Below are 14480 nucleotides of genomic sequence, written 5' to 3' on the forward strand. Positions count from 1 at the left end.
TTATGTCAGGCGTGCTGTTTTCGCGGTAAGTATCCAGGCAGGAACTCAATAGCAAACCGGACGAACGTTAGTTCATCCGGCTGTGGGGATTAAGGAAGCAGGTTTATTTCACCGTACCTAAAATTTCGATTTTCGCTGCTCTGGCTTTGACTTTACGTGACCAGATAGAGGTAAGAATTGGCACCAGAATCGAAGTCACAATGACCGCCGTCGCTACCAGCGAAGTTGCTGCCGGAGCCATCGGTTTAAACGCAGGCACCATTTCTGCAATCAGCACAGGTGTCGCTACCGCGGCCCCTGCGGAACTGGAAGCGGCAATTCCGGCAGTGCCATCGCCACCGCCAATCAATTTATCGGCGATAATCAACGGAATACCGGTCACGATAATTACTGCCACACCCAACAGGATCCCCAGCAAACCAGTCTGGGCAATCACAGTCAAATCAATGGTATTGCCCAGCGCGAAGGCAAAGAATGGAATCAGCGTTTGCACTGCTTTGCTGAAAAATTCTCGTAATTCAGGGTCAAGATTCCCCAGGGCAAAGCCCACCAGGAACGGTAATACTGCGCCGACGAAAACATGCGGTTCAAACGAGGCAATCCCGGCAGTGCCCAGAATAATCATCGTCATGAGCGGCCCGGACTCCAACGACATCAACACAAATGCCCCAGCTTCTTCTTTCGTACCGTACTGCTGCATGATGGAAGCGTAAAGTCCGCCGTTGGTCATATCCATCGCCGCCACCAGCGCCAGCGTTGAAAGTCCGGCAAAGAATCCAACTTCAACACCATGTTCCGGAATAATGCGCGAGGCAATTGCCGCAACCACCCACGCGACGGCAATTTTAGTTACCACCAGCGTACCGGATTTACGCAGTACCGTTCCCGTCGCGCTTAATTTTATTGACGCCCCCATGCAAAAAAACCACACCGCCAGAATGGGCACCGTACCGGTAATCATCCCGTTGGTGAATGATCCAAAATATTTCCCCGCCCCCGGCGAGAAGGTGTGGCACAGTGCGCCAAGGAATAGCGGGACGAGCATCATCCCCCCGGGATTTTCTCAATCGAGCGTTTTATCTGCATTTCCATCACCTGTCGGCATATTTTTAAGGGCTGATGCGTAATTCCTCAATGGAGCATCAGTGTTGATGGAAACGAAGATAGACATTCATTTAATCAATAAAAGTGATCAAAACCACATCAATTGAAACGCTGTTTTATTTTTATCGGATCATTGTTTTTATTTTGAAATTGATCACAAAAAAACCACCGCCGTTGGCGATGGTTCATTTTTTAAGCTGATATGCGGCCTATACGCCTCATTGCAGCAGGCGGCAAATGATTATTTTTTCGCCGCAAAACGTGCCGCTGCTTCGTCCCAGTTCACCACGTTCCAGAACTCTTTAATGTAGTCCGGACGGCGGTTCTGGAATTTCAGGTAGTAAGCATGTTCCCACACATCCAGGCCCAGAATCGGGAAGCCGGAAGCGCCAGAAATAGCTTCACCCATCAGCGGAGAATCCTGGTTAGCAGTAGAAACCACCGCCAGTTTATCGCCTTTCAGCACCAGCCATGCCCAGCCGGAACCAAAGCGGGAAGCTGCCGCTTTTTCAAATTCTGCTTTGAAGTTATCAACGGAGCCGAAGTCACGTTCGATAGCCGCTTTCAGGTCACCCTGCAGGGTGGTGCCTTTTTTCAGACCTTTCCAGAACAGGCTGTGGTTAGCGTGACCGCCAGCGTTGTTGCGCAGTACGGTTTTCTTGTCTGCTGGCAGCTGGTCCAGTTTGGTGATCAGCTCTTCAACCGGCAGGTTGGCAAATTCTGGCAGGCTTTCCAGCGCCGCGTTGGCGTTGTTTACGTAGGTCTGATGGTGTTTGGTGTGGTGGATTTCCATGGTCTGCTTATCGAAGTGCGGTTCCAGGGCATCGTAAGCATACGGCAGGGATGGCAGGGTATAGCTCATATTCATCTCCAGTATTGTCGGGCGGCCGATTGTTAATGCCGCGTAAGCAGTTGGTTCATTATAGTTAATTAAATGATATTGAAAATGATTATCAATGCCGTACTTTTCGTAAGGGTATGGTTTTGCAGGAAAATGCCCGAGATGTGAAGCAAATCACCCACTTAATGCCGTGATTGCCAGTAAATCGACAACGGCGGCAACAGGCGAAAGGTTAATCGACAGCACGATTTTTACACTCATCTCGTCGGAGATGTGAAGCGACGAAAAATGATGAGGATAAGAAGATGAGTAACGCGATTACGATGGGGATATTTTGGCATTTGATCGGCGCGGCCAGTGCAGCCTGTTTTTACGCTCCGTTCAAAAAAGTAAAAAAATGGTCATGGGAAACCATGTGGTCAGTCGGTGGGATTGTTTCGTGGATTATTCTGCCGTGGACCATCAGCGCCCTGTTACTACCGGATTTCTGGGCGTATTACAGCTCGTTTAGTCTCTCTACGCTGCTGCCTGTTTTTCTGTTCGGCGCTATGTGGGGGATCGGTAATATCAACTATGGCCTGACCATGCGTTATCTCGGCATGTCGATGGGAATTGGCATCGCCATTGGCATTACGTTGATTGTCGGTACGCTGATGACGCCAATTATCAACGGCAATTTCGATGTGCTGATTAACACCGAAGGCGGACGCATGACGTTGCTCGGCGTTCTGGTGGCGCTGATTGGCGTAGGGATTGTAACTCGAGCCGGGCAGTTGAAAGAGCGCAAGATGGGCATTAAAGCCGAAGAGTTCAATCTGAAAAAAGGGCTGGTGCTGGCGGTGATGTGCGGCATTTTCTCTGCCGGGATGTCCTTTGCGATGAACGCCGCAAAACCGATGCATGAAGCCGCTGCCGCACTTGGCGTCGATCCACTGTATGTCGCTCTGCCAAGCTATGTTGTCATCATGGGCGGCGGCGCGATCATTAACCTCGGTTTCTGTTTTATTCGTCTGGCAAAAGTGAAGGATTTGTCGCTAAAAGCCGACTTCTCGCTGGCAAAACCGCTGATCATTCACAATGTGTTACTCTCGGCACTGGGCGGGTTGATGTGGTATCTGCAATTCTTTTTCTATGCCTGGGGCCACGCCCGCATTCCGGCGCAGTATGACTACATCAGTTGGATGCTGCATATGAGTTTCTATGTATTGTGCGGCGGTATCGTCGGGCTGGTGCTGAAAGAGTGGAACAATACAGGACGCCGTCCGGTAACGGTGTTGAGCCTCGGTTGTGTGGTGATTATTGTCGCCGCTAACATCGTCGGCATCGGCATGGCGAATTAATCTTTCTGCGAATTGAGATGACGCCACTGGCTGGGCGTCATCCCGGTTTCCCGGGTAAACACCACCGAAAAATAGTTACTATCTTCAAAGCCACATTCGGTCGAAATATCACTGATTAACAGGCGGCTATGCTGGAGAAGATATTGCGCATGACACACTCTGACCTGTCGCAGATATTGATTGATGGTCATTCCAGTCTGCTGGCGAAATTGCTGACGCAAAACGCGCTCACTGCACGATGCCTCATCACAAAATTTATCCAGCGCAAAGGGACTTTTCAGGCTAGCCGCCAACCGGGTAATCAGCTTATCCAGCAACGTTTCGCTGGATGTTGGCGGCAACGAATCACTGGTGTAACGATGGCGATTCAGCAACATCACCAACTGCCCGAACAGCAACTCAGCCATTTCGTTAGCAAACGACACATGCTGACTACTTTCATGCTCAAGCTGACCGATAACCTGCCGCGCCTGCGCCATCCCCACGCTACCTAAGCGCCAGTGTGGTTGCCCTGCGCTGGCGCTAAATCCCGGAATCGCTCCCTGCCAGTCAAGATTCAGCTTCAGCCGCTCCGGGCAATAAATAATATTCTGCAAAACCAGATCGTTAACGGAAGCGTAGGAGTGTTTATCGTCAGCATGAATATAAAAGAGATCGCCACGGGTAATGCGATAAGGACGATCGTTGAGTACATGCAGACCATTACCGCGCCAGACAATCACCAGCTCACAAAAATCATGTGTATGTTCGGCAAAGACATCTTGCGGATAACGGTCAGCCACAGCGACTGCCTGCTGGTCGCTGGCAAAAAAATCATCTTTGAGAAGTTTTAACTGATGCGCCACCGTGGCTACCTCGGCCAGAGAACGAAGTTGATTATTCGCAATATGGCGTACAAATACGTTGAGAAGATTCGCGTTATTGCAGAAAGCCATCCCGTCCCTGGCGAATATCACGCGGTGACCAGTTAAACTCTCGGCGAAAAAGCGTCGAAAAGTGGTTACTGTCGCTGAATCCACAGCGATAGGCGATGTCAGTAACGCTGGCCTCGCTGTGGCGTAGCAGATGTCGGGCTTTCATCAGTCGCAGGCGGTTCAGGTATCGCTGAGGCGTCAGTCCCGTTTGCTGCTTAAGCTGCCGATGTAGCGTACGCAGTGAAAGAGAAAATTGATCCGCCACGGCATCCCAATTCACCTCATCGGCAAAATGGTCCTCCAGCCAGGCCAGAAGCAAGTTGAGACGTGATGCGCTGTTTTCCAGGTTCTCCTGCAAACTGCTTTTACGCAGCAAGAGCAGTAATTGCATAAACAAGATCTCGCGACTGGCGGTCGAGGGTAAATCATTTTCCCCTTCCTGCTGTTCCATCTGTGCAACCAGCTGTCGCACCTGCTGCAATACGCTGTGGTTAACGCGCCAGTGAGACGGATACTGCCCATCCAGCTCTTGTGGCAGCAACTGATTCAGCCCGGCGAGAAACTGAAATCGATCCGGCGAGCGATACAGCACATTGGTCAGACACAGATTATCGGTATGTTCATACAGATGCCGATCATGAGCGCGTACGAAACAGACCGTGCCACCGGTGATGGTATAGGGCTGCCCATTAAACACATGAATACCCGTGCCATGTTCGACAATCACAATTTCATGAAAATCATGATGATGTTCAGGAAAATCCGCCTGCGGGAGCCGGGGTTCTATCGCCACGGACGCGTTACCAGACGGAAAAAAATCCACACTATGTAATACGGTCATACTGGCCTCCTGATGTCGTCAACACGGCGAAATAGTAATCACGAGGTCAGGTTCTTACCTTAAATTTTCGACGGAAAACCACGTAAAAAACGTCGATTTTTCAAGATACAGCGTGAATTTTCAGGAAATGCGGTGAGCATCACATCACCACAATGAAGCAAATTGTGAACATCATCACGTTCATCTTTCCCTGGTTGCCAATGGCCCATTTTCCTGTCAGTAACGAGAAGGTCACGAATTCAGGCGCTTTTTAGACTGGTCGTAATGAAATTCAGCAGGATCACATTATGACCTTTCGCAATTGTGTCGCCGTCGATCTCGGCGCATCCAGTGGGCGCGTGATGCTGGCGCGTTACGAGCGTGAATGCCGCAGCCTGACGCTGCGCGAAATCCATCGTTTTAACAATGGCCTGCATAGCCAGAACGGTTATGTCACCTGGAATGTGGATAGCCTGGAAAGTGCCATTCGCCTTGGATTAAACAAGGTGTGCGAGGAAGGGATTCGTATCGATAGCATTGGGATTGATACCTGGGGCGTGGACTTTGTGCTGCTCGACCAACAGGGTCAGCGTGTGGGCCTGCCCGTTGCTTATCGCGATAGCCGCTCCAATGGCCTAATGGCGCAGGCACAGCAACAACTCGGCAAACGCGATATTTATCAACGTAGCGGCATCCAGTTTCTGCCCTTCAATACGCTTTATCAACTGCGTGCGCTGACGGAGCAACAACCTGAACTTATTCCACACATTGCTCACGCTCTGCTGATGCCGGATTACTTCAGCTATCGCCTGACCGGCAAGATGAACTGGGAGTACACCAACGCCACGACCACGCAACTGGTCAATATCAATAGCGACGACTGGGACGAGTCGCTACTGGCGTGGAGCGGGGCTAACAAAGCCTGGTTTGGTCGCCCGACGCATCCGGGTAATGTCATTGGGCACTGGATTTGCCCGCAGGGTAATGAGATTCCGGTGGTCGCCGTTGCCAGCCATGATACCGCCAGCGCGGTTATCGCCTCGCCGTTAAACGGTTCACGCGCTGCTTATCTCTCTTCTGGCACCTGGTCATTGATGGGCTTCGAAAGCCAGACGCCATTTACCAATGACACGGCGCTGGCAGCCAACATAACCAATGAAGGCGGGGCGGAAGGTCGCTATCGGGTGCTGAAAAATATTATGGGCTTATGGCTGCTTCAGCGAGTGCTTCAGGAGCGGCAAATCAACGATCTCCCGGCGCTTATCGCCGCGACACAGGCACTTCCGGCCTGCCGCTTCATCATCAATCCCAATGACGATCGCTTTATTAATCCTGAGGCGATGTGCAGCGAAATTCAGGCTGCGTGTCGGGAAATGGCGCAACCGCTCCCGGAAAGTGATGCTGAACTGGCGCGCTGCATTTTCGACAGTCTGGCGCTGCTGTATGCCGATGTGTTGCATGAGCTGGCGCAGCTACGCGGTGAAGATTTCTCGCAACTGCATATTGTCGGCGGCGGCTGCCAGAACACGCTGCTCAACCAGCTATGTGCCGATGCCTGCGGTATTCGGGTGATCGCCGGGCCTGTTGAAGCCTCGACGCTCGGCAATATCGGCATCCAGTTAATGACGCTGGATGAACTCAACAATGTGGATGATTTCCGTCAGGTCGTCAGCACCACCGCGAATCTGACCACCTTTACCCCTAATCCTGACAGTGAAATTGCCCACTATGTGGCGCAGCTTCACTCGACACGACAGACAAAGGAGCTTTGCGCATGACCACTCAACTGGAACAGGCCTGGGAGCTGGCGAAACAGCGTTTCGCGGCGGTGGGGATTGATGTCGAGGAGGCGCTGCGCCAACTTGATCGTTTACCCGTTTCAATGCACTGCTGGCAGGGCGATGATGTTTCCGGTTTTGAAAACCCGGAAGGTTCGCTGACCGGTGGGATTCAGGCTACTGGTAATTATCCGGGCAAAGCGCGTAATGCCAGTGAGCTACGAGCCGATCTGGAACAGGCTATGCGGCTGATTCCGGGGCCGAAACGGCTTAATTTACATGCCATCTATCTGGAATCAGACACGCCAGTCTCGCGCGACCAGATCAAACCTGAGCACTTCAAAAACTGGGTTGAATGGGCGAAAGCCAATCAGCTCGGTCTGGATTTTAACCCCTCCTGTTTCTCGCATCCGCTAAGCGCCGATGGCTTTACGCTCTCGCATCCCGACGACAGCATTCGCCAGTTCTGGATTGATCACTGCAAAGCCAGCCGTCGCGTTTCGGCCTATTTTGGCGAGCAACTCGGCACACCATCGGTGATGAACATCTGGATCCCGGATGGTATGAAAGATATCACCGTTGACCGTCTCGCCCCGCGTCAGCGTCTGCTGGCAGCACTGGATGAGGTGATCAGCGAGAAGCTGGATCCGGCGCACCATATCGACGCCGTTGAGAGCAAATTGTTTGGCATTGGCGCAGAGAGCTACACGGTTGGCTCCAATGAGTTTTACATGGGGTATGCCACCAGCCGCCAGACTGCGCTGTGCCTGGACGCCGGGCATTTCCACCCGACTGAAGTGATTTCCGACAAGATTTCCGCCGCCATGCTGTATGTACCGCAGTTGCTGCTGCACGTCAGCCGTCCGGTTCGCTGGGACAGCGATCACGTGGTGCTGCTGGATGATGAAACCCAGGCGATTGCCAGTGAGATTGTTCGTCACGATCTGTTCGACCGGGTGCATATCGGCCTCGACTTCTTTGATGCCTCTATCAACCGCATTGCCGCGTGGGTCATTGGTACACGCAATATGAAAAAAGCCCTGCTGCGTGCGTTGCTGGAACCTACCGCTGAGCTGCGCAAGCTGGAAGCGGCGGGCGATTACACTGCGCGTCTGGCGCTACTGGAAGAACAGAAATCGTTGCCGTGGCAGGCGGTCTGGGAAATGTATTGCCAACGTCACGATACGCCAGCAGGTAGCGAATGGCTGGAGAGCGTGCGGGCTTATGAGAAAGCGATTTTGAGCCAGCGTGGGTAAACACTGCCGGATGCGGCGCGAGCGCCTTATCCGGCCTACAGGTCGAATGACCATGCGTGCTGCCACCCTCACCCCGGCCCTCTCCCTGAAAGGGCGAGGGAGAAAAACATAGCCTCGTGCGGCAACGGAGCTGAACACCGCTCCGGACAGTCCCCTCGCCCCTACGGGGAGAGGGTTAGGGTGAGGGGAACAAGCCGCACCATGTCTAAACAAGGCAACCTAATTTACAGGAACACAGAACATGCAAAACATTACCCAGTCCTGGTTTGTCCAGGGAATGATCAAAGCCACCACCGATGCCTGGCTGAAAGGCTGGGACGAGCGCAATGGTGGTAACCTGACGCTGCGCCTGGATGACGCCGATATCGCGCCTTATCACGGCAACTTTCATGCACAACCGCGCTATATTCCCCTCAGCCAACCCATGCCTTTACTGGCAAATACGCCGTTTATTGTCACCGGCTCCGGCAAATTCTTCCGTAACGTCCAGCTTGATCCTGCAGCTAACTTAGGCGTCGTAAAAGTCGACAGCGACGGCGCGGGCTACCATATTCTCTGGGGGTTAACCAACGAAGCCGTTCCAACTTCCGAACTTCCGGCTCACTTCCTTTCCCACTGCGAGCGCATTAAAGCCACCAACGGTAAAGATCGGGTGATCATGCACTGCCACGCCACCAACCTGATCGCCCTCACCTATGTACTTGAAAACGACACCGCGGTCTTTACTCGCCAACTGTGGGAAGGCAGCACCGAGTGTCTGGTGGTATTCCCGGATGGCGTTGGCATTCTGCCGTGGATGGTGCCCGGCACGGACGAAATCGGCCAGGCGACCGCACAAGAGATGCAAAAACATTCGCTGGTGTTGTGGCCCTTCCACGGCGTCTTCGGCAGCGGGTCGACGTTGGATGAAACATTCGGTTTAATCGACACCGCAGAAAAATCAGCACAAGTATTAGTGAAGGTTTATTCGATGGGCGGCATGAAACAGACCATCAGCCGTGAAGAGTTGATAGCGCTCGGCAAGCGCTTCGGCGTTACACCACTAGCTAGTGCGCTGGCGCTGTAAGGAGCAAACATGATCCGCAAAGCCTTTGTCATGCAGGTTAACCCCGACGCCCACGAAGAGTATCAGCGTCGGCATAACCCCATCTGGCCGGAACTGGAAGCAGTGTTGAAATCTCACGGTGCGCATAACTACGCCATTTACCTCGACAAAGCGCGTAATCTGCTGTTTGCCACGGTAGAGATTGAATCTGAAGAACGGTGGAATGCGGTAGCCAGCACTGATGTTTGCCAACGTTGGTGGAAATATATGACCGATGTTATGCCCGCTAACCCGGATAACAGCCCGGTGAGTAGCGAGCTGCAAGAAGTGTTTTACCTGCCGTAATTGCCCAATGTGCCAGAGATGCCTCCGGCACAATATTTTAAATTTCGATTTGAAAAATTAAACATATTACATCTCCCGGTAAGTTATATTTCCCTGATACATTGTGAGTAAATCACAAAAATAATGAATAACCCATTAATGATTCATGTGGTTTATTTAAATAACCATTATGTGCATTACTCCGCAAATCTGACCTTTCACTCTGTCTCAAATTGTCATTGTTTACCGACATATCGCCTCTCATCACTTAATCGCTCCACCATTACAATTGATTAAAATATATTTTATGGAGTCCGATTAATGGCAGCTCTTACTGCAAGCTGTATTGACCTGAATATTCAGGGCAATGGCGCTTATTCCGTTCTGAAGCAGTTGGCGACAATAGCGTTACAAAACGGTTTTATCACCGACTCACACCAGTTCCTGCAAACCCTGCTGCTGCGCGAAAAAATGCACTCTACTGGATTTGGTTCCGGTGTCGCCGTGCCGCACGGTAAAAGCGCCTGCGTTAAACAACCGTTTGTATTATTCGCCCGCAAAGCGCAGGCTATTGACTGGAAAGCCAGCGATGGCGAAGACGTCAATTGCTGGATCTGCCTCGGCGTGCCGCAAAGCGGCGAAGAGGATCAGGTCAAAATCATCGGCACACTGTGTCGCAAAATTATCCACCAGGATTTTATTCATCAACTGCAACAGGGCGACGCCGACCAGGTGCTTGCCTTGTTAAATCAAACCCTCAGCTCATAAGGAAGTGGCGATGGAGTCATCCTTATGTATTGTCGCGATCACCAACTGCCCCGCCGGGATCGCTCACACCTACATGGTGGCGGAAGCCCTGGAACAGAAAGCCCGTTCTCTCGGCCATACCATAAAAGTGGAAACTCAAGGGTCCAGTGGCGTTGAAAACCGCTTATCCAGCGAAGAGATTGCCGCTGCCGATTACGTCATTCTCGCTACCGGGCGTGGCCTGAGCGGTGATGATCGCGCGCGGTTTGCCGGGAAGAAAGTTTATGAGATTGCCATCTCCCAGGCGTTGAAAAATATCGACCAGATTTTCAGCGAATTACCGACAAACTCGCAGCTTTTTGCCGCAGATAGCGGCGTGAAGCTTGGCAAACAGGAAGTGCAAAGCGGCAGCGTGATGAGCCACCTGATGGCGGGCGTCTCTGCGGCGCTGCCGTTTGTCATCGGCGGTGGTATCCTGGTGGCGCTTGCCAACATGCTGGTGCAGTTCGGTTTGCCGTATACCGATATGTCGAAAGGCGCGCCGTCGTTTACCTGGGTAGTTGAATCCATCGGTTACCTTGGCTTCACCTTTATGATCCCCATCATGGGCGCTTATATTGCCTCGTCGATTGCCGATAAACCGGCTTTCGCTCCGGCGTTTCTGGTTTGCTATCTGGCGAACGACAAAGCGCTGCTCGGCACCCAGTCGGGTGCGGGATTCCTCGGCGCGGTGGTGCTGGGGCTGGCGATTGGCTATTTCGTCTTCTGGTTCCGCAAAGTGCGCCTTGGCAAAGCATTACAACCGCTGCTCGGTTCAATGCTGATCCCGTTCGTTACTCTGCTGGTTTTCGGCGTGCTCACTTACTACGTTATCGGGCCGGTGATGTCCGACCTCATGGGCGGGCTGCTCCACTTCCTGAATACCATTCCTCCATCAATGAAGTTTGCGGCAGCGTTTCTGGTCGGTGCGATGCTGGCGTTCGATATGGGCGGCCCCATCAATAAAACCGCCTGGTTCTTCTGCTTCTCACTGCTGGAAAAACACATTTATGACTGGTACGCCATCGTCGGCGTTGTCGCGTTGATGCCGCCCGTTGCGGCGGGTCTTGCGACGTTCATTGCGCCCAAACTGTTTACCCGACAGGAAAAAGAGGCTGCCAGTAGTGCCATTGTGGTCGGTGCCACAGTCGCAACCGAACCGGCTATACCTTACGCTCTGGCAGCTCCGTTGCCGATGATTACCGCCAATACGCTGGCGGGTGGCATTACCGGCGTGCTGGTGATCGCTTTCGGAATCAAACGTCTGGCACCTGGTTTGGGTATCTTTGACCCGCTGATCGGCCTGATGTCGCCGGTGGGTTCGTTTTATCTGGTGCTAGCGATTGGCCTCGTGCTGAACATTTCATTCATTATCGTCCTGAAAGGATTGTGGTTACGCCGCAAAGCGAAAGCCGCGCAACAGGAGCTTGTCCATGAACATTGAGTTACTGCAACAGTTGTGCGAAGCCAGCGCCGTCAGCGGCGATGAACAGGAAGTTCGCGACATTCTGATAAACACGCTGGAACCTTGCGTTAATGAGATCACCTTTGATGGTCTGGGCAGCTTTGTTGCCCGTAAGGGGAATAAAGGTCCAAAAGTTGCCGTTGTCGGGCATATGGATGAAGTCGGCTTTATGGTCACCCACATCGACGAGAGCGGTTTTCTGCGCTTTACCACCATTGGCGGCTGGTGGAATCAGTCAATGCTCAACCACCGGGTAACCATACGCACACACAAGGGATTTAAAATCCCTGGTGTGATTGGTTCCGTCGCACCTCATGCGTTAACGGAAAAGCAAAAGCAACAGCCGCTGTCATTTGATGAGATGTTCATTGATATTGGCGCGAACAGTCGCGATGAGGTGGAAAAACGCGGTGTGGCGATGGGCGATTTTATTAGCCCGGAAGCCAATTTTGCCTGCTGGGGCGAAGATAAAGTGGTCGGCAAGGCGCTGGATAACCGCATCGGCTGCGCAATGATGGCTGAACTATTGCAGACGGTGAATAATCCCGAAATTACGCTGTATGGCGTCGGCAGCGTGGAAGAAGAAGTTGGGCTACGCGGGGCACAAACCTCGGCGGAACACATTAAACCGGATGTGGTGATTGTGCTGGATACCGCTGTCGCAGGTGATGTTCCGGGCATTGATAACATTAAATACCCGCTGAAACTGGGCCAGGGGCCGGGGCTGATGCTGTTTGACAAGCGCTACTTCCCCAACCAGAAACTGGTGGCGGCGTTAAAAAGCTGTGCCGCACATAACGATTTACCGCTGCAATTTTCCACCATGAAAACCGGTGCGACGGATGGCGGGCGCTACAACGTGATGGGCGGCGGGCGTCCGGTTGTTGCGCTGTGCCTGCCAACCCGCTATCTGCACGCTAACAGCGGCATGATTTCAAAAGCCGATTACGATGCTCTGCTCACGTTGATACGGGATTTTCTGACCACCTTAACCGCGGAGAAAGTCAACGCGTTTAGCCAGTTCCGTCAGGTGGATTAATGCTAAACGAACGCCAGTTAAAGATTGTCGATCTGCTGGAGCAACAGCCGCGCACGCCTGGTGAGCTGGCGCAACAGACTGGCGTTTCAGGCAGGACCATCCTGCGTGATATTGACTATCTCAACTTTACCCTTAACGGCAAAGCCCGCATTTTCGCCAGTGGCAGTGCGGGCTATCAGCTGGAAATCTTCGAGCGCCGCAGCTTTTTTCAGTTGCTGCAAAAGCACGATAACGACGATCGGCTGCTGGCGCTGTTATTACTGAATACCTTTACTCCCCGTGCGCAACTCGCCTCGGCGCTTAATTTGCCAGAAACCTGGGTAGCAGAGCGTCTGCCCCGGTTAAAACAGCGTTATGAACGCACTTGTTGCCTGGCCAGTCGCCCCGGTTTGGGCCATTTCATTGATGAGACAGAAGAGAAACGCGTTATCTTGCTGGCGAACTTGCTGCGCAAAGATCCGTTTTTAATTCCGCTGGCGGGCGTAACACGAGACAATTTTCAGCATTTATCCACGGCCTGCGACAACCAACACCGCTGGCCGCTCATGCAGGGTGATTATCTCTCCAGCCTGATTCTGGCGATTTACGCCCTGCGTAATCAACTGACCGATGAGTGGCCGCAATATCCCGGTAACGAGATAAAACAAATCGTTGAACAGAGCGGCATGTTTCTTGGTGATAACGCTGTAAGAACCCTGACAGGTTTGATAGAGAAACAGCATCAGCAAGCGCAGGTAATTTCAGCCGATCATGTGCTGGGGTTGCTGCAAAGGGTGCCAGGCATCGCGTCATTGAATATTATTGATACGCAGCTGGTTGAGAATATTACCGGGCATTTATTACGTTGCCTTGCCGCACCGGTGTGGATTGCCGAGCACCGCCAAAGCAGCATGAATAACCTGAAAGCCGCCTGGCCTGCGGCCTTTGATATGAGTCTGCACTTTATTACGCTACTGCGTGAACAGCTCGATATTCCCCTTTTCGATAGCGATCTGATCGGTTTGTATTTTGCCTGTGCGCTGGAACGGCATCAAAACGAACGCCAGCCGATCATTTTGCTCTCGGACCAGAACGCGATTGCCACTATTAATCAGCTCGCCATTGAGCGCGATGTTTTACATTGTCGGGTGATTATTGCCCGTAGCTTAAGCGAGCTTATTGCCATTCGCGAAGAGATTGAGCCGTTATTGATCATTAACAACAGCCATTATTTACTGGATGACGCGGTAAATAATTACATCACCGTAAAAAATATCATTACGGCTGCCGATATCGAACAAATAAAACACTTTCTGGCGACGGCATTTATTCGCCAACAGCCGGAACGCTTTTTCTCTGCCCCCGGAAGTTTTCATTATTCGAATGTACGCGGTGAAAGCTGGCAACATATTACCCGGCAAATTTGTGCGCAATTAGTGGCACAACACCATATTACCGCCGATGAAGCGCAACGGATCATCGCCCGCGAAGGCGAAGGTGAAAACCTGATTGTTAATCGCCTCGCCATCCCACATTGCTGGAGCGAACAGGAGCGACGTTTTCGTGGATTTTTTATTACCCTCGCCCAACCAGTTGAGGTGAATAACGAAGTCATTAACCATGTCTTGATCGCCTGCGCCGCCGCCGATGCGCGTCATGAGCTAAAAATATTTAGCTATCTGGCAAGCGTATTGTGTCAGCATCCGGCAGAAGTTATTGCCGGGTTAACAGGATATGAGGCATTTATGGAGTTACTTCACAAGGGGTGAACTGTGTCGGATGCGCCGCA

12 protein-coding genes and 1 pseudogene are annotated in these 14480 nt (G+C 52.2%); 9 read left to right on the forward strand and 4 right to left on the reverse strand.

The features are described from left to right. Positions 1–103: 103 nt before the first annotated feature. Together kdgT and sodA are read right to left on the reverse strand one after the other, a co-directional pair. Positions 104–1086, reverse strand: a pseudogene (kdgT, locus tag C1P89_RS18655) (2-keto-3-deoxygluconate transporter). A gap of 259 nt (positions 1087–1345) precedes the next feature. Beyond that, positions 1346–1966, reverse strand: coding sequence for a superoxide dismutase [Mn] (gene sodA / locus C1P89_RS18660; RefSeq protein WP_001297064.1), 621 nt, complete (start codon positions 1964–1966; stop codon positions 1346–1348). Positions 1967–2250: 284 nt separating this feature from the next. Here sodA and rhaT point away from each other — a divergent pair, with 284 nt between their 5' ends. Continuing rightward, positions 2251–3285, forward strand: a complete 1035-nt coding sequence (rhaT, locus tag C1P89_RS18665) for an L-rhamnose/proton symporter RhaT (RefSeq protein WP_000063531.1) — start codon at positions 2251–2253, stop codon at positions 3283–3285. Here rhaT and rhaR read toward each other — a convergent pair. Then, positions 3282–4130 (reverse strand): HTH-type transcriptional activator RhaR, encoded by an 849-nt coding sequence (gene rhaR / locus C1P89_RS18670; RefSeq protein ID WP_001298410.1) that lies wholly within the window; start codon positions 4128–4130, stop codon positions 3282–3284. The genes rhaT and rhaR overlap by 4 nt on opposite strands. Positions 4131–4203: 73 nt before the next feature. Further along, positions 4204–5040 carry an HTH-type transcriptional activator RhaS gene (gene rhaS, locus C1P89_RS18675; RefSeq protein WP_000217126.1) on the reverse strand — a complete coding sequence of 279 codons (837 nt, stop codon included), beginning with the start codon at positions 5038–5040 and terminating at the stop codon, positions 4204–4206. A gap of 287 nt (positions 5041–5327) precedes the next feature. On the opposite strand from rhaS, the gene rhaB reads away from it, so the two are divergent. From rhaB to C1P89_RS18715, 8 genes are all read left to right on the forward strand, one after another. After that, positions 5328–6797 (forward strand): rhamnulokinase, encoded by a 1470-nt coding sequence (gene rhaB / locus C1P89_RS18680; RefSeq protein WP_000144102.1) that lies wholly within the window; start codon positions 5328–5330, stop codon positions 6795–6797. Beyond that, positions 6794–8053, forward strand: coding sequence for an L-rhamnose isomerase (gene rhaA / locus C1P89_RS18685; RefSeq protein WP_000211501.1), 1260 nt, complete (start codon positions 6794–6796; stop codon positions 8051–8053). The genes rhaB and rhaA overlap by 4 nt, the downstream gene beginning before the upstream one ends. Positions 8054–8294: 241 nt before the next feature. Beyond that, positions 8295–9119 (forward strand): rhamnulose-1-phosphate aldolase, encoded by an 825-nt coding sequence (gene rhaD / locus C1P89_RS18690; RefSeq protein ID WP_001179756.1) that lies wholly within the window; start codon positions 8295–8297, stop codon positions 9117–9119. A 9-nt stretch (positions 9120–9128) separates the two neighbouring features. Next, positions 9129–9443 carry an L-rhamnose mutarotase gene (gene rhaM / locus C1P89_RS18695; protein ID WP_000619503.1) on the forward strand — a complete coding sequence of 105 codons (315 nt, stop codon included), beginning with the start codon at positions 9129–9131 and terminating at the stop codon, positions 9441–9443. Between the two features lie 300 nt (positions 9444–9743). Then, positions 9744–10190 carry a PTS fructose transporter subunit IIA gene (locus tag C1P89_RS18700; RefSeq protein ID WP_000729597.1) on the forward strand — a complete coding sequence of 149 codons (447 nt, stop codon included), beginning with the start codon at positions 9744–9746 and terminating at the stop codon, positions 10188–10190. A gap of 10 nt (positions 10191–10200) precedes the next feature. Continuing rightward, complete coding sequence (locus tag C1P89_RS18705; RefSeq protein WP_000445987.1) at positions 10201–11652, forward strand: PTS fructose-like transporter subunit IIBC; 1452 nt, start codon at positions 10201–10203, stop codon at positions 11650–11652. Then, entirely contained in the window at positions 11642–12712 is a 1071-nt protein-coding gene (locus C1P89_RS18710; RefSeq protein ID WP_001019462.1) for an aminopeptidase, read from the forward strand. Before C1P89_RS18705 ends, C1P89_RS18710 begins: the two co-directional genes overlap by 11 nt. Beyond that, positions 12712–14460, forward strand: coding sequence for a putative frv operon regulatory protein (locus C1P89_RS18715; RefSeq protein ID WP_000931323.1), 1749 nt, complete (start codon positions 12712–12714; stop codon positions 14458–14460). The genes C1P89_RS18710 and C1P89_RS18715 overlap by 1 nt, the downstream gene beginning before the upstream one ends. Positions 14461–14480: the final 20 nt, after the last annotated feature.

The sequence above is a fragment of the Shigella sonnei genome (genome assembly GCF_002950395.1).
In the GTDB taxonomy this organism is placed as follows: Bacteria; Pseudomonadota; Gammaproteobacteria; order Enterobacterales; family Enterobacteriaceae; genus ECMA0423.